Annotated in this window: 15 protein-coding genes; 4 read left to right on the top strand and 11 right to left on the bottom strand. The window is 63.2% G+C overall.

Annotated elements, in window-relative coordinates; genetic code table 11:
- Positions 1-40: 40 nt before the first annotated feature.
- Positions 41-1,741, top strand: a complete 1,701-nt coding sequence (locus VM99_25490) for an AMP-binding protein (GenBank protein AKK01252.1) — start codon at positions 41-43, stop codon at positions 1,739-1,741.
- Positions 1,742-2,357: 616 nt separating this feature from the next.
- Here VM99_25490 and VM99_25485 read toward each other — a convergent pair.
- The 3 genes from VM99_25485 to VM99_25475 all read right to left on the bottom strand — a co-directional run bounded on the left by VM99_25485 (position 2,358) and on the right by VM99_25475 (position 4,860).
- Positions 2,358-3,257, bottom strand: coding sequence for a hydroxymethylglutaryl-CoA lyase (locus tag VM99_25485; protein ID AKK01251.1), 900 nt, complete (start codon positions 3,255-3,257; stop codon positions 2,358-2,360).
- A 150-nt stretch (positions 3,258-3,407) separates the two neighbouring features.
- Positions 3,408-3,809 carry a MerR family transcriptional regulator gene (locus VM99_25480; GenBank protein ID AKK01250.1) on the bottom strand — a complete coding sequence of 134 codons (402 nt, stop codon included), beginning with the start codon at positions 3,807-3,809 and terminating at the stop codon, positions 3,408-3,410.
- A gap of 121 nt (positions 3,810-3,930) precedes the next feature.
- Entirely contained in the window at positions 3,931-4,860 is a 930-nt protein-coding gene (locus VM99_25475) for a LysR family transcriptional regulator (protein ID AKK01249.1), read from the bottom strand.
- 189 nt (positions 4,861-5,049) lie between these two features.
- Here VM99_25475 and VM99_25470 point away from each other — a divergent pair, with 189 nt between their 5' ends.
- Positions 5,050-6,279, top strand: a complete 1,230-nt coding sequence (locus tag VM99_25470) for an acyl-CoA dehydrogenase (protein AKK01248.1) — start codon at positions 5,050-5,052, stop codon at positions 6,277-6,279.
- Between the two features lie 337 nt (positions 6,280-6,616).
- On the opposite strand, the gene VM99_25465 is transcribed toward VM99_25470, so the two are convergent.
- The 8 genes from VM99_25465 to VM99_25430 form a co-directional block, all read right to left on the bottom strand.
- On the bottom strand, positions 6,617-7,486 hold the full coding sequence (locus VM99_25465; GenBank protein ID AKK01247.1) for an oxaloacetate decarboxylase: 870 nt from the start codon (positions 7,484-7,486) through the stop codon (positions 6,617-6,619).
- A gap of 142 nt (positions 7,487-7,628) precedes the next feature.
- On the bottom strand, positions 7,629-8,663 hold the full coding sequence (locus VM99_25460; protein ID AKK01246.1) for an arginine N-succinyltransferase: 1,035 nt from the start codon (positions 8,661-8,663) through the stop codon (positions 7,629-7,631).
- 46 nt (positions 8,664-8,709) lie between these two features.
- Positions 8,710-9,723, bottom strand: a complete 1,014-nt coding sequence (locus tag VM99_25455) for an arginine N-succinyltransferase (GenBank protein AKK01245.1) — start codon at positions 9,721-9,723, stop codon at positions 8,710-8,712.
- Between the two features lie 110 nt (positions 9,724-9,833).
- A complete protein-coding gene (locus VM99_25450; protein AKK01244.1) occupies positions 9,834-11,183 on the bottom strand; it encodes a porin in 1,350 nt (449 codons plus the stop codon).
- A gap of 50 nt (positions 11,184-11,233) precedes the next feature.
- Entirely contained in the window at positions 11,234-11,986 is a 753-nt protein-coding gene (locus VM99_25445; protein AKK01243.1) for an N-formylglutamate amidohydrolase, read from the bottom strand.
- Positions 11,970-13,322, bottom strand: coding sequence for a glutamine synthetase (locus VM99_25440; GenBank protein AKK01242.1), 1,353 nt, complete (start codon positions 13,320-13,322; stop codon positions 11,970-11,972). Before VM99_25440 ends, VM99_25445 begins: the two co-directional genes overlap by 17 nt.
- Positions 13,319-13,963, bottom strand: coding sequence for an isochorismatase (locus VM99_25435; protein AKK01241.1), 645 nt, complete (start codon positions 13,961-13,963; stop codon positions 13,319-13,321). The genes VM99_25440 and VM99_25435 overlap by 4 nt, the downstream gene beginning before the upstream one ends.
- 2 nt (positions 13,964-13,965) lie before the next feature.
- Positions 13,966-14,820, bottom strand: coding sequence for an RpiR family transcriptional regulator (locus tag VM99_25430; protein AKK01240.1), 855 nt, complete (start codon positions 14,818-14,820; stop codon positions 13,966-13,968).
- Positions 14,821-15,120: 300 nt separating this feature from the next.
- Between VM99_25430 and VM99_25425 the strand changes: the two genes are divergently transcribed.
- Positions 15,121-15,696 carry a phosphoglycerate mutase gene (locus VM99_25425; GenBank protein ID AKK01239.1) on the top strand — a complete coding sequence of 192 codons (576 nt, stop codon included), beginning with the start codon at positions 15,121-15,123 and terminating at the stop codon, positions 15,694-15,696.
- Entirely contained in the window at positions 15,693-16,448 is a 756-nt protein-coding gene (locus VM99_25420; protein AKK01238.1) for a precorrin 6A synthase, read from the top strand. Before VM99_25425 ends, VM99_25420 begins: the two co-directional genes overlap by 4 nt.
- Position 16,449: the final 1 nt, after the last annotated feature.

Below are 16,449 nucleotides of genomic sequence, written 5' to 3'. Positions count from 1 at the left end.
TTCACCGATACCCCCACCAATAAAGACAAGAGGGTGCGTCATGGATCAATCCGGTTTGCAGTCGCCACTGAGCTACACCCGCGGTTCCGAGGCCAAGGCTTTGCTGTTGCAAACCATCGGCGAGGCGTTCGACCACACCGTGGCCCGCTATCCCGAGGGCGAGGCGCTGGTGGTGCGTCATCAATCGTTGCGCTACACCTGGCAACAGCTCGCTGAAGCCGTCGATGTGCACGCCCGGGCCTTGTTGGCACTGGGCCTGAAAAGCGGCGACCGCCTCGGCGTGTGGGCACCCAACTGTGCCCAGTGGTGCATCAGCCAGTTCGCCAGCGCGAAGATCGGTGTGATCCTGGTCAACATCAACCCGGCCTACCGGGTGTCCGAACTGGAGTACGTGCTCAAGCAGTCCGGTTGCCAGTGGCTGGTGTGTGCCGGGTCATTCAAGACGTCGGACTACCACGCCATGTTGCAGGCACTCGCGCCGGAACTGGCGGAACAGTCGATCGGCCAGTTGCACAGCGAGCGCCTGCCGGATCTGCGGGGTGTCATCAGTCTCGATCCACAGCCGCCTTCGGGTTTCCTGCCCTGGTCGCAGTTGGCTGCCCTGAGCACCGCGGTGACCGCCGGGCAGTTGGCCGAGCGCGAAGCCAGTCTGCATTTCGACCAGCCGGTGAACATCCAGTACACCTCCGGCACCACCGGCTTTCCCAAGGGCGCGACCCTCAGCCATCACAACATTCTCAACAACGGCTACATGGTCGGCGAAAGCCTGGGCCTGACCGCTGCCGACCGCTTGGTGATACCGGTGCCGCTCTATCATTGCTTTGGCATGGTCATGGGCAACCTGGGCTGCGTGACCCACGGCAGCACCATGATCTACCCGAACGATGCGTTCGATCCCTTGCTGACCCTGACCACCGTGGCCGAGGAACAGGCCACGGCGCTGTATGGCGTGCCGACCATGTTCATTGCCCTGCTGGATCAGCCGCAGCGAGGCGAGTTTGATTTGTCCAGCCTGCGCACGGGCATCATGGCCGGGGCCACGTGCCCGATCGAAGTGATGCGGCGGGTCATCGGTGAGCTGCACATGCGCGAGGTGCAGATTGCCTACGGCATGACCGAAACCAGCCCGGTGTCCTTGCAGACCGGCCCTTCGGATGAACTGGAAGTGCGCGTGACCACCGTCGGCCGCACTCAGCCGCACCTGGAAAGCAAGATCATCGACGAAGCCGGTGAAATCGTGCCCCGAGGCACCATTGGAGAGCTGTGCACCCGCGGCTACAGTGTGATGCTCGGCTACTGGAACAACCCCAAGGGCACCGCCGAAGCGATCGACCAGGCGCATTGGATGCACACCGGCGACCTGGCGACCATGGACGAGCAGGGCTACGTCTGCATCGTCGGGCGTAACAAGGACATGATCATCCGTGGCGGCGAGAATGTTTACCCGCGTGAGCTGGAAGAGTTCTTCTTCACCCATCCGGCGGTGGCGGACGTGCAGGTGATCGGCATCCCGTGTTCCCGCTACGGCGAAGAAATCGTCGCCTGGATCAAGTGCCACCCCGGCCACAGTACCACCGCACAGGAGCTGCACGCCTGGTGCAAAGAGCGCATTGCCCACTTCAAGACGCCGCGTCACTTCAAGTTCGTCGATGCGTTTCCGATGACGGTCACGGGCAAGGTGCAGAAATTCCGCATGCGCGAAATCAGCATCCAAGAGCTGTGCGATAGGGACGAGGACTGAACAAGCAAGCCAATGGGCAGTGAGCCCTGTGGGAGCGAGCCAGCTCGCTCCCACCAGCCGATCCCCGGAAACCAAACGCCAGACAGCACAAAGGGGAGCCGAAGCTCCCCTTTAATTTTGTCGTCGCGTGCTCTTTTTTATTATTGAGGGGCGGCCTGTTGTTGTTTTTGGCAGCCGTGGCCCTTTACCGCTGTTTTTGGCGATCCCCATCCGGGATCAAGAGCAAACGTATTTTTTTGAGCGCTGATCTGCCTTTTCGCTTTGCGATCCAACCGATTCGGGCGCTACCTGAAGGTAGTTTTATTGTTCTCTGCCCGGTTGCGGGTTGCTCCTGGAAGCACCCTGAAAAGCACATCTTCTCCAAAAAAATCTGTTAGCTGCGTCTCTGCCGTGTTGTTTTTGTTATGTCAGAGTCGTTTCGTCTTGTTTTTATTGGGTTTGCTGCGTTTTTTTATTCTTGTTGTACCAGAGATATAGCAGGTGCCGTGCCAACTTTTAAAACTCTATATAAATCAATGAGTTGAATTTTTTATCAAAAAAATCTGGCGGGCCAAACCTGACAAATTGTTTCCGTGTTACTCGTTTCGCCGCCGTTACAAAGCCCAGCGGTAACACCTCACTGTGCGCTGCGTGCCTTGGCGACGCGTGAACCGGTGGGACGGCCCAGCACGTCACAGATCTGCCGGCCCGCGGCAATCAATGCCTCCAGGTCGACACCGGTCTCGATGCCCAGGCCGTTGAGCAGGTAGAGCACGTCCTCGGTGGCGACGTTACCGCTGGCGCCCTTGGCGTAGGGGCAGCCCCCCAATCCGGCGATGGAGCTGTCGAACACCGCGATCCCTTCCAGCAGGCTGGCGTACACGTTGGCCATGGCCTGGCCGTAAGTGTCATGGAAATGCCCGGCGAGCTTGTCCCGCGGCACTTGCGCGCCGACCACCTCGAACATCCTGCGGGTGGCGCCGGCGGTGCCCGTGCCGATGGTGTCGCCCAGGGACACTTCATAGCAGCCCATCGCGTACAGCTCACGCGCGACCCACGCGACTTGCTCGGGCTTGACCGTGCCTTCATACGGGCAGCCCAGCACGCAGGACACATAGCCACGCACGCTGACACCGTGCTGCCGGGCAGCCGCCATGATTGGCGCGAAGCGCTCCAGGCTTTCCTTGATGGAGCAATTGATGTTGCGCTGGGAGAATGCTTCGGACGCGGCGGCAAATACCGCCACTTCCTTCACGCCAGCCGCCAGCGCGTCTTCAAAGCCCCGCAGGTTTGGCGCCAGGGCGCCATAGGTAACACCGGGCTTGCGCTGGATCTGCGCAAAGACCTCGGCGGAGCCGGCCATTTGCGGCACCCATTTGGGCGAAACGAAACTGCCGACCTCGATGTAGCCCAGGCCGGCGGCGCTCAAGGCATCCACGAGGTTCACCTTGTCGGCGACGCTGATGGGGTGTGCCTCGTTCTGCAGGCCATCGCGGGGGCCGACTTCGATCAAGCGTACAAAGGAGGGGAGGGACATAGAGGTTGACCTGTAGTGAGTTGCCAATATGTTGAGCGCAATGATGAACCCATTGTGGGAGCGAGCTTGCCCGCGATAGCTCTGGATCAGCTTGCATCGATGTTGAATGTGCCGTCATCGCGAGCAAGCCCGCTCCCACAGGGGAAAGTGTTACTGGACGATTTTCTCACCCTCGATCGTCTGCTCCAGCGCCTGGATGCAGCGTTCTTCGGCAGTGTCGAGTTCCAGTTTCATCTGTTCGATGTCCAGCAATTGCTGTTCGAGCTGCTCCCGGCGCTCGGCGATTTTCGCCAGCATGCTGTGCAGTTGTTTCCGGTTGCCGCTGGTGGGGTCGTAGAGCTCGATCAGCTCGCGGCACTCGGCCAGGGAGAAGCCGATGCGCTTGCCCCGCAGGATCAGCTTCAGGCTGACCTTGTCCCGCGGCGAATAGATGCGTTCCTGGCCGCGACGCTCTGGGCTCAACAGGCCTTGCTCTTCATAGAAGCGGATGGCGCGGGTGGTGATGTCCAGCTCACGGGCGAGGTCGGAGATGCTGTAGGTCTGGCTGCTCATGGAAGCGCTCGAAACGAAGGGGGCTGGCGCTAAGCTAAAGGCAGGTTGACGTTCGCGTCAAGCAAGGAGGTTCTGTACACAAAACCTGTGGGAGCAAGCTTGCTCCCACAATGTTGGTCGCCTAAACCTTGTCGAGCTTCTTCTCATGGGCCGTCACTTGCTGGCACAGCTCGATCATCTGCTCGCGCATCCAGCGGTTGGCCGGGTCCTGGTCGGTGCTTTCATGCCAGTAAAGGTGGGTTTCCACTGGCGGCACATCGTTGACCGGCAATTGGAAGGCGTGCAGGTCGTGGCGGCGGGCGAAGCGTTCGGGCACGGTCATGACCATGTCGGTCTGCTGCAACACCTGGGACGCCATCAGGTAATGTTGGGAACGCAGGGCGATCTTGCGCTGGATGCCCATCTTGCCCAAGGCCAGGTCGACATAGCCCAGGCCATTGCGCCGGCTGGAAATATGCACGTGGGTCTGGGCCAGGTAATCGTCGAGGTTGATCTTTTCCTTGCCCGCCAGTGGGTGCCCCTTGCGCATGGCGCACACGTAGCGGTCTTCCATGAGCTTGACGTGGCGCACCTGCGGGTCGGTGTTGAGCGGTGCATCGACGGCGAAGTCGAGGCGACCGGCCGCCAGTTCCTTGGTGGTCTCACGGCGCTTGGACAGGAAACTCTCGATGGCCACGGTCGGCGCCAGGCGGCGCAGGCGCTGGAACAGCGGCGGCAGGATCACGCCTTCGGTGAGGTCGGTCATGCTGATGCGGTACGTCTTGACGGCCTGCAAGGGGTTGAAGATGCGGCTTTCCTGCACCGACACCCGCAGCAGCGACAACGCGTTGCGCACCGGGCCGATGATGTTCTGGGCCATGGGCGTGGGCACCATGCCCTGGGCGGTGCGCACGAACAGCGGATCGTTGAAGGTTTCGCGCAAACGCGCCAGGGCATTGGACACGGCGGGCTGAGTGATGCCGACGATTTGGCCGGCGCGGGTCAGGTTGGCTTCGGTGTAGATCGCGTCGAAGACGATGAAAAGGTTCAGGTCGACCTTGCTCAGATTCATGGCGCTGCACTCTTGTATTCGGGCGGGTTCTTGGACTTGTTGTGGGTGCCAGGTAACGATGCGAATCAGTGAAACATATATCGGTGATGAATGTTAATACACGCCGAGAATAGGTTAGGTAAATTTTCGTAGCTGAACTAGCATCGATTTCATGACCTGAAATCAACCTCTGCCAAGAAGGTGCTGTCCATGGATTTTGCCTATACCCCCAAGGTTCAGGAATTGCGTGAACGCGTCACGGCGTTCATGGATGCCTATGTCTATCCGGCTGAAGCGGTGTTCGAGCGGCAAGTGGCCGAAGGCGACCGCTGGCAGCCCACGGCGATCATGGAAGAGCTCAAGGCCAAGGCCAAGGCCGAAGGCCTGTGGAATTTGTTTCTGCCTGAGTCGGAGCTGGGTGCCGGCCTGACCAATCTGGAATATGCGCCGCTGGCAGAAATCATGGGCCGCTCGCTGCTGGGACCGGAGCCGTTCAACTGCTCGGCGCCGGACACCGGCAACATGGAAGTGCTGGTGCGTTACGCCAACGAGGAGCAGAAACAACGCTGGCTCGCGCCGCTGCTGCGCGGCGAGATCCGTTCGGCCTTTGCCATGACCGAACCGGATGTGGCCTCGTCGGACGCCACCAACATGGCCGCCCGCGCCGAGCGCGACGGTGACCAGTGGGTGATCAACGGCAAGAAATGGTGGACGTCGGGGGCTTGCGATCCACGTTGCAAGATCCTGATCTTCATGGGCCTGAGCAACCCCGATGCGCCGCGCCACGCCCAGCACTCGATGATCCTGGTGCCGGTGGACACTCCCGGGGTGAAAATCGTCCGGCCGCTGCCGGTGTTCGGCTACGACGATGCGCCACACGGCCACGCCGAAGTGCTGTTCGACAACGTGCGGGTGCCGTACGAAAACGTTCTGTTGGGTGAAGGACGCGGCTTCGAGATCGCCCAGGGGCGTCTCGGCCCAGGCCGGATCCACCACTGCATGCGTTCCATCGGCATGGCCGAGCGCGCATTGGAATTGATGTGCAAGCGCGCCGTCAGCCGCACCGCGTTCGGCCAGCCGTTGGCGCGCCTGGGCGGTAACGTCGATAAGATCGCCGACTCGCGCATGGAGATCGACATGGCGCGCCTGCTGACCTTGAAGGCGGCGTACATGATGGACACGGTGGGCAACAAAGTGGCGAAGAGTGAAATCGCCCAGATCAAGGTGGTTGCGCCGAACGTGGCGTTGAAGGTCATCGACCGGGCGATCCAGATCCACGGGGGCGCCGGGGTTTCCAACGATTTCCCGCTGGCCTACATGTACGCCATGCAGCGCACCCTGCGCCTGGCCGACGGCCCGGATGAAGTGCATCGGGCAGCCATCGGCAAGTTCGAGATCGGCAAGTACGTGCCCAAGGAGATGTTGCGCAGCGGGCGCTGAAGACCAGCTTGCATCCGCCGCCATAAGAGCCCTGTGGGAGCGGGCTTGCCCGCGAAGAGGGCGGTACCTTCAAAAGAGATGCAAGCTGACCCACCGCCTTCGCGAGCAAGCCCGCTCCCACGGGGAATGAGTATGTGTCCAAGATGGACGACGCACCGCAAACCCACTGTGGGAGCGGGCTTGCCCGCGAAGAGGGCGGTACCTTCAAAAGAGATGCAAGCTGACCCACCGCCTTCGCGAGCAAGCCCGCTCCCACAGAGGAATATGGCGGTCACCGATATCGCGGCCACCCAGATCCCCTGTGGGAGCGAGCTTGCTCGCGATGGCGGCTCCAGGACTACTCCTTGACGCTCATGTACTCTTCGGCCCAGCGGATGTATTCCTCGGGCTGGGTGTAGGTGTGGGTCAGTTCAGTGGCGCTGAGGTCCGAGGCCTGGGTGAAGATCTGGCGTTGTTCGCGCAGGCTGTCGTAGGTGGCCTTGATCGCGGCGAAGTAGGCGCCGTGGCCGTCGATGGTGACGCGCACGCCCAGTTCGGCCAGGCGCTTGTCGTCGCGCAGCAGCGGGTTGCCGTAGGTGACGAGCATCAACGGCACGGTCAGGTTCTCGCTGATCTTTTCCAGGTGCTCGAAGTCTTGCACGCCCACCATGCAGATCCCGTCCGCCCCGGCTCGTTCGTATTGCTGGGTCCGGCTGATGATTTCCTGGACCGGCAGGATCCCGGCATTGGTCCGGGCAATGATCGCCATTTCCGGGTCGACCCGGGCTTCCAGCGCCGCGCGAATCTTGCCGACGCCTTCGGCCACGCTGATCAGGTCGGTGGACTTGCGGCCAAACTGGGCCGGCAGCAAGGTGTCCTCGATGGTCAGCGCCGCCACGCCGGCGCGCTCCAGCTCGATGATGGTGCGCATCACGTTCAAGGCGTTGCCATAGCCATGGTCGGCGTCGGCGATTACCGGCAGTTGCGCCACGCGACCGATACGGGTGGCCTGTTCGGCGAACTCGCTGAGGGTGATCAAGGCAAAGTCCGGCGCGCCCAACACTTGCAACGACGCGACCGAGCCGCCCAGGATCCCTACTTCAAAGCCCAGGTCGGCGGCGATCCGAGCCGACATCGGATCAAACACCGACGCGGTGTGGTAGCAGGTCTGGGAAGCCAGCAGTTGACGAAAGTTGCGGCGTAAATCTTGATGGGAAAGCCTGGACATGTGAGTTCCACCATTGGAATGGAACGGCTTGAGCAAAAGTGTCAACGCCGAAAGAATCAAAGGCTATCACGTGGCAGGTATAAAGATGATGACGAATGCGCATGGGCCATGCCTGCGGTGCATTGTCGAGTAGGCGGCGAGGCTACGCCGCCACTGCCTGTTGCCCCTGCTTGAGGAGTGCCACGGCGCGCACGGTGTCGCCGGGTTGCACTTGCAGGCGCTTGGCGGTGAGACGGTCGACGAGCAGGCTGTGGCCGTGCTGGTGGGCCCGGGCGCTGGTGACACGGCAGTTTTCCAGGCGTCGGTTATGGATCAGCCACACCGGCGACTGTTCGTCCGGTGCGCCCACGGCCAGGGTCAGCGACTGGCTGTCGCGCACGGTGCGGATCTTCGCCACCGGCGCTTCGATCACGGGGCCTGCGTCGAAAATGTCGATGTAGCCCTTATGGCTGAAGCCTTCGGCATTGAGAATCCGCATGGCCGGCTCGCTGTTTGGATGGGCCTTGCCGATCACCGCCTGGGCCTGTTCGGTGAGCAGGCAGGTGTACAGCGGTTGGCGTGGCATCAGCTCGGCGATGAACGATTTGTTGCCCATGCCGGACAACTGGTCTGCATAGCTGAAGTCCCTGCGGAAAAAGTGCCGTCCCAGGCTGTCCCAGAACGGCGAGCAGCCCTGTTCGTCGGCATGGCCACGCAGCTCGGCGATCAGTTTTTCCCCGAACAGCTGGGAAAACTCGGCCACGAACAGCAACCGTGCCAGGGACAACAGGCGCCCATTGTGGCCATGACGTTGTTCGGGGTGCAGGAACAACGAGCAGATTTCCGATTGCCCGGTCATCTCGTTGTTCAGGAACAGCGTCGGGATCTGTCGCTGGATGCCCAGTTCCGGTGCCGAACCGACGGTCACCCCGACCCGGTAGTTGTACCAGGGCTCGCGCAGTCCCACCGCGCCGGTCAGGGCGCTGATGCCCACCACCTGGTGGTCATCGTCTTCGAGCACGAACAGGTAATCAGCGTCGGCGCGTTCCACTTGCCCGGCAAAGGTGCGCTGGGCCCAGCGCACGCGATGGGCCAGGCGCTCTTCGTTGGCCGGCAGGCTGGTGAAGCCGGGGCCCGCGCAACGGGCCAGGTCCAGCAGCGCAGGCAGGTCGGTGAGGGCGACCGGGCGGACAATCATGATGCTGCTCCTTCGTCGTGTCGGTTCCGGTGCCGATGCGGGAGGTTCATAGGGTCACCACCCGGATCGGGTCGCCTGGCGCGACGCCCAGGGCAGCCAGCAGGTCCGGCGACAGGGCCACCGGGCCTTGCGGGTTCACATCCAGTTCGGCGACGACGGCGCGGTAGTTGCCGAGCCCTTCGTTGCTCACCAGGTACCGGCCCCTGGCGTCGATCTGCGGGCTATGGCTGGCGATGGCGAGCCGGCTCTGGGTGATGGAGCGGATGTTCGCGATGCGCGCATGCAGTGTCGGTCCGCCGTCGAAGAGGTCCACGTAGTTGTTGGTTTCGAAGCCCTCGCGCGCCAGGATGTCGAAAGCGTCCTGGCCGTCGGGATGGACCCGGCCGATACACGCCTGGGCCGCGGGCGGCAGCATCGGCACGTAGATCGGGTATTGCGGCATCAGCTCGGCGAGGAAGGTGCGGCTTTGCAAACCACACAGGCGTTCGGCTTCGACGTAGGGCAGGTCGAAGAAGTGCTGGCCGATGGCGTCCCAGAACGGCGACTGGCCGTCTTCGCTGAAACCGACGATTTCGGTGATCACGCCTTCGGCAAAGCGCTGGGGATGGGCGGCGATGAACATCAGCCGGGCCCGGGACAACAGCTCCGAGGCCGGTGTACGCACGCGCTCGGCATCGATGTGAAAGCTGCGCAGCAGCGTCTGGCCATTGAGGTCCTGGCACAGCGACAGTGCCGGGACCCCGTGCTGGATGTTCAACTCCCGGGATTCGCTGGAAAACGGCCGGTTGCGCAAACTGTAGAACGGTTCGTTGCAACCGGTGTTGGCGAGCACTTCCGAGCAGCCGACCAGGCGCCCGTCATCGAGGTCTTGCAGGACGAAAAAATAACTCTCCCCGCCGGCCTTCTGCACATCGGCCTCCAACGAGGCGCACGAGGCGAGGATTTTCTCCCGCAGGCGCTCGGTGTCGTCTGGCAGCGACGTGACGCCCACCAGGCTGTCCCGGGCCAACTGCTGCAGTTGCGGCAGATCGCTAAGTTGCACTGGACGTAAAGCCAGCATGGATTGCACTCCTGTTCCAGAGGGCCCGGTGCCTGGCACCGGGCTTGACGATCACTGTCGATGTCCACGCATTGTCATCACCGGCGGTCGAACCCTTCGACCGCCGCCCCTCATTGGCCGGTCGGGTCGGGCAGGGTGGTGCGTCCGCCGAATCGGTTCAACGCACACAGGTAGATCACGCCGGCGGCAATCCAGATCAGGCCGAGTTTCTGCGCCCCGACGCCCATGTTGTACATGATGGCCGCGACGATCGCGAAGCCCACCAGCGGGCAGACCAGGTGACGGATGAACTGGCCCGAGCGCTGGCGTCTCCAGTAGTGGTTGATCACGGTGATGTGCAGCAACATGAAGCCACTCAGGGCGCCGAAATTGACCAGGGAGGTGAGGGTGTCCACGGCGTCGATGAACAGGTAGCAGATCAGCAGCGACAGCAGCGCGACCAGGTAGATGCTCACGTACGGGGTGTTGTGCCTTGGATGAACCTTGGCCAACACTTTGGGCAACTGGCCGTCCCGGGCCATGCCGAACAGCAGGCGCGATACCGCCGCCTGCGAGGTGATCGCCACTGCGACGCCCCAGGCCAGGGCCGTGGCGACAGCGGTCAAGGTGGCCAGCCAACTGCCGGCCGCCAGCTCGGCGATTTCATAGAACGCGGTGTCGGCGGACTTGAAGCCCATGCCGGCCGCCAGGTCGGTGGCGATCCAGGTCTGCACCACGAAGATCACCCCCATCACCAGCAGGGTCACCAGCGCCGCCTTGCCGATGCTGCGGCCCGGCTCGTGCTTGATTTCCTCGGCCAGGGTGGAAATGGCGTCGAAGCCCAGGAACGACAACACCGCGATGGACACGGCCTGCATCAGCAGGGCGAAGTTGAAGTGTTCGGGGCTGTACAGCGGCGCCAGGGTCAATTGGCCGTTGCCGGCGCCACCGTGCAGGGCTGTCCAGGCATACGACAGGAAGATCCCCAGCACCACCAGTTGGGCCAGCAGGAACAGGATGTTCATCCGCGCGGTGAAGGTAATGCCCCGCAGGTTGACGAAGGTCGCGCTGAGCAGGAACGCGAGGATGAAACCGACCTTGGGGATCTGCGGGTACAAATGATTCAGCGCCATCGCCGCGTACACGTACAGCAGCGGCGGGATCAGCAGGTAGTCCAGCAACATCAGCCAGCCGGCGATGAAGCCGACGTGTGGGTTGAGACCCCTTTGCGCGTAGGAATAGACCGAGCCGGCTACCGGAAAGGCCCTGGCCATGCTCCCGTAGCTCAACGCGGTGAACAGCATCGCCACCATGCCGATGATGTACGCCAGCGGCACCATCCCCGGCGCCTCGGCGTTCACGTAGCCATACACGCCGAACGGCGCGATGGGGATCATGAAGATCATCCCGTACACCACCAGGTCGGTGAGTGACAGGCTGCGTTTCAACTCCTGTTTGTAGCCAAATGCCTCGATACTCATGAGCCGTTCTCCTTTTCAGCTGTGTAGGTTGTGCTGGCTTGCCGCTGTGCCTAGAGCAGCGGGGCCAGGTATGCACTCCAGGTGCGTACCGCTTCGGGGCTGCGCAGCAAGTCGTTGCGCACCTCGATCAACACCGAATCCAGGCCGCGTCCATCGCCGTGCACCGGAACCGTCATGTCGGTCAACGGGTTGATCTTGTAGGGTTGGTTACCGGCCGCCCGCAGGGAATGGCGGGTCAGCCCGTCGACGATGCGCTGGGCATAGTCCCGGGCTTCACCGAACAGTACGCCCGCTTCCAATGCGCGTGGCTGGCCGTAGAACACCGGGGTGAAACTGTGAATGCCCACCACCCGCACGGGGCGGTTGTCGGCCAGGCGGCGGTCGATCAGCGCGCGCAAGCAATCGTGGAACGGATGGAACAGGCACTGCTGGCGGTAGGCGCGGGTGGCGTCGTCGAGGGACTGGTTACCCGGAACCTGGTAGATCTCGCTTTGTGGCGGGATGCTGTCGGCCACGTGCAGCGGGCGGTTCAGGTCGATCAGCAGGCGCGAATAGCGGGCCGACAGCAGCGTCGCGCCGAGGGTCTCGGACAAGCGTTCGGCCAGGGCCAGGGCACCGATGTCCCAGGCGATGTGTTCGTGGGAGGCGGTTTCATCCAGGCCCAGGTCGTTCAGGGCCGGGGGAATGAAGCGGCTGGCGTGTTCGCACACCAGCACCAGCGGGTGTTCGGAGTCTTCCCGCAGCAACCGGTAGGCCGGCTCGGTATAGAGCCCCGACTCGGCACACTCAATAGATTCGCGCATAGTGCTCACAACGCTCGGCAGGTGACAGCGCCTCGGTCAAGGCCAGCTCCTGGGCCTTCAAGGCGAAATAGGTTTCGACCAGCGGGCGGGGCAGGGCTTGAAGCAGCGCCCCGCTGTGACGCAGGCAATCCAGTGCCTGGGCCAGGGTCGTTGGCAGGGCGATAATGCCACGTTCGCGCCGCTGTGCTTCATCCAGCTCATCGGGTATTTCATCGGTCACCGCGTTCAGCGGCAGGCGCTGTTCGATGCCCAGTCGTCCGGCGATCAACACGGCGGCCATCGCCAGGTGTGGTGAGGCGGTGGCGTCCATGGCGCGGAACTCCAGGTTGTACTGGCTCGCCACCGACTTGCCCCCCAGGCTCACCGTGGGGCAGATGCGCAATGCCGCCTCGCGGTTGCGCTGTCCCAGGCAGGCATAGGAGGCGCTCCAGTGATGGGGTTGCAGGCGTTCGTAGGACACCGGGGTCGGCGCGGTCAGGGCGCACAGCGCCGGCAGATAGTGCAGCACGCCAGCGGCCCAGTGCTGGCCGAGGCTGGACAGGCCGTTGGCGCTTGCGTCGTCGTGCAGCATCGGGTCGCCGCTCAAGTCCTGCAGGCTCAGGTGCAGGTGCACGCCGTTGCAAATGGCGTGTTCCCCAGTCTTGGGCGCGAAACTCAGGTCCAGGCCCATCTGCCGGGCGATCTCCCGGCTGATTTCCCGCACGTTCACCGCGCGATCGGCAGCGGCCACCCCGAGGGTCGGGCGGCAGGTGATCTCGTACTGGTGCTTGCCGTATTCGGGCAGGAACATCTCCGGTTCGACACCGCCGGCCCGCAGCGCACTGAGCAGCCAGCCGGCGAACCCGGCCTGCTGGCGCTGGGCCTGGAGGCTGAAGGCCAGGCGATCAGGCAGGGCGGGCGTGGCGCTCAGGTTGAACTCATGTTCGAACGCGGCGAAAACCTGCATCCCCAGTCCGGTGCGGTAACGCTCCACTTCGTTCTGCAGCAGCGTGCGCGGGCAGGCGCCCCAGGGCCGGCCGTCGGTCTCGCGCACGTCGCAGTGGATGAAGTCCAGGGCCGGCGCGGCGCTGTCGGGGCCATTGTCGACGGTCACCCGGCTGGACAGGTCCGGTATCAGCCGCAGGTCGCCATGGGCGCCCCAAGGGTTGCTTGACGCGATGATGTCCTGGGGTGTCAACGCACTGTTGGCCGGCACCCAGCCACAGCCGGCGCTGACGTAGTGGGCCAGTTCGTCGCTGGGCAGCGAACGCCCGCGGGTCACGCCGATCAGGTCGGTGCTCACCAGTGTCGTCAGGGGCAGCGGTAACAGGCGTGGCGCCGTATCGGGGCGGCTCATGGCTGCATCTCCTGCAAGCGAGCGAGCACGGTGGCGGTGTCGGTGATCCAGCAATAACCCTTGATCGCGTTCAGGCAGGCCAGGTGGCGCTGTTCGGTGTACGTGGCGCAGGCATCTTCCACCAGCGTGACCAGGTAACCGCGGTCGGCGGCGTCGCGGACCGCCATGTCGACGCATTGGTCAGTGACGATGCCGGCGACGATCAGGTGGCGGGTTTCCAGGTTACGCAGCACGTAGTCGATGTTGGTGGAATTGAAGACCCCGGAGGACGTCTTCGGCAGCACGATCTCGTTTTCCTGCGGGGCAAGCTCGGCGATGATCTGCGCCTCGGGGCTGCCCTTGGGCAGGTGCATGTCCGACAGCTTGTGATCCAGGGAACGGTCGCGGCCATCGGCGGTGAGGCTTTCGATGTGGGTGTGCAGCACGTTGTGCCGCGCCGCCCGCATCGCGGCGAGCAAGCGTTGCTGGTTGGGGATCACCTGTTGGCGGGCGCGGCGGATGAAGTACTCGGCCTCGGGGCTGGCGAGGTGGGCATCGAACTGCACTTCCAGCCAGGCGCGTTGCATGTCCACCAGCAGCAAGGCCGTGTGGTCGCGGGTGAACGGCAGGTCCCGGGGCGAACGGTGGGGGAGCGAGAACATCCTTATTTTTCCTCCAACAGGTGCGTGTTGAATGCCGAGCGCAAGGCGTCGATGCCGTCCAGGCGTTCGGCCAGATCGGGGCATTGCAGCGTCAGGCAGGCGACCAGGGCCTCGACCTGGGCCAGCGCCGGGACCAGGCTGTCGAACGCCGAGACTGACTCGACCGGGGCACTGATGATCAGGTCGGCCAGCTCGCGCAAGGGCGAAGCGTAGACGTCGCTGAACAGCACGACCCGGGCATGCCGTTCCTTGGCCGCGCTCGCCACTCGCAGGGCCTGGGCCTGGTAGCGCCGGTAATCGAAGATCAGCACCAGGTCCTGGCGCTGGACGTCGAACAAGCGATCAGGCAGTTGGGCGTTGTCCTCCAGGGCAAAACAGCCGGCGCGCAGCAGGCGCAGGTGGTTGAGCAGGTAGTGGGCGAGGAAACTGCTGAAGCGCCCGCCGAAGCAATGCACCTGATGGCGGCTGTCGAGCAGCCACTGCACCAGGATGCGCACGTCTTCGGGTTGGGTCAGGGCCTGGGTGTCGCTGAGGTTGCGTTGGCTGACCGCCAGGTAGTGGCTCCAGGTATCGCCCTGCTGCGATTTTGCCCGCGGTTGCAACAGCGTGCGCGGGGAGCGCAGGCGGTGATCCATGTCACTGAGCAACGCCTCCTGGAATTCGGCATAGCCACCAAAGCCGAGCTTTTTCACCAGCCGCACGATGGTCGGGTCGCTGACACCAGCGTGGTCCGCCAGGCGCGACATCGGCCCCAGGCCATTGCGTGGGTAGTGGTCGAGCAGGGCGCGTACGACCTTGCGTTCCGACGGCGTCAACACCAGGCCGGGATCGGTGATCAGGTCTCTGAGAGGCGGCATCCGTGCTCCTTGCCGGGATGGGTGTTGGATTTCTTTCATAACTCCTGAAAATAGTATTTATGTAGCTGGTGCTACATGTCCAGCGCTTTTTACGTCCCGTTTAAAATGACCGGGTAGGGTCCGAAAGCGCCGTAGGACATGGCTTTGGTCGAAGTGACTCGGTATGTCAGCCAATGCTTTTTGTTGTGTAAGAAATAACGCCATTTTGTCTCGGTTATTTGATTTCGTATAAGGTGCTGTACAAGTAAAAGCCTGAATATGCCGGCGATGAACCGCTTTTGAATGTGTGGGAGTTCCTGCGTGCAAGCCACTCGCCTGACCCTGATTTGCCATGCCCGGACCGTCGCCCAGAAACACGCGCGTTTCGGCCTGGATGAGCCGCTGGACGCCGATTGGCTGGCACAGCGTCGCAGCGTCGGCGATGACTACCGCCACGTTCGGCACCTGCTGTGCGCACCGGAGTTGCGCGCGCGCCAGACCGCCGCGTTGTTCGGCCTCGAGCCTGAGGTGACCGAGGCCCTGGCCGATTGCGACTTGGGCAACTGGCGCGGGCGGTCCATCGACGAGCTGTTCAAGGACGAGCCGCGCGCAGTGCAAGCCTGGCTCGACGACCCTGAGGCGGCACCCCACGGCGGTGAGTCCGTCGCCGCTTTGTGCCGCCGGGTCGGCGACTGGCTGGCGAACCTGGAAACCCGGCCAGGGCACGTGCTGGCCGTCACTCATCCCTTTGTGATTCGCGCGGCGCTGGTCCATGTCCTGGGCTGTAGCGCCGCCTTCAACCGGATCGACATCGAACCACTGTCCGCCGTCGAGTTGCGCTTCAATGGCGTCTGGCGATGGCGCACGCAGGGCCCTGGCCAGGAGACGTCAGCATGAAGCAGCTATTGGTCATCGGCATCGGTGCCGGCGATCCGGATCACCTGACCATGCAGGCCGTCAAAGCCCTGAACCGAGTGGACGTGTTCTTTCTCATGGACAAGGGCCCGGCCAAGGGCACACTGCTGGATTTGCGCCATGAGATCTGCCGGCGCTACATCGTCGATCACCCATACCGCTTCGTCACCGCCGACAGTCCCGAGCGCCAGCGTGGCGAGGTGGACTATCCGACCAGCGTCGAAGACCTCAACCGCGCGAAACAGGCCACCTTCGAACGGCTGATCAATGATGAGTTGTCCGACGGGCAGTGCGGTGGCTTTCTGGTGTGGGGCGACCCTTCGCTGTACGACAGCACGGTGCGCATCCTGCAGTCGATCCTCGACGCGGGCCGTTGTGCCTTCGAGTTCGAAGTGATCCCCGGCATCAGCAGTGTCCAGGCCCTTGCGGCTCGCCATCGCGTGCCGCTGAACAGCATTGGCGGCGCGCTGGAGATCACCACCGGGCGGCGCCTGGCGGCGGGGCAGGTGAGCGACGCCGCCAGCGTGGTGGTGATGCTCGATGCCGAGGACGCGTATCGCCAGGTGAGCGATCCGGATACGCAGGTCTACTGGGGCGCTTATGTCGGGACGCCGGATGAAATCCTGATCCAGGGGCGGCTGGGGGACGTGGCCGACGACATCGAGCGCACCCGCAAGGCCGCGCGCAAGGCGCATGGCTGGATCATGGATACTTACTTGTTGCGCAAGCCCTGAA

The sequence above is a fragment of the Pseudomonas chlororaphis genome (assembly GCA_001023535.1).
In the GTDB taxonomy this organism is placed as follows: Bacteria; Pseudomonadota; Gammaproteobacteria; order Pseudomonadales; family Pseudomonadaceae; genus Aquipseudomonas; species Aquipseudomonas chlororaphis_E.
The sequence above is the reverse complement of the archived record's forward strand: the minus strand, read 5'-3'. Positions and strand labels throughout refer to the sequence as shown.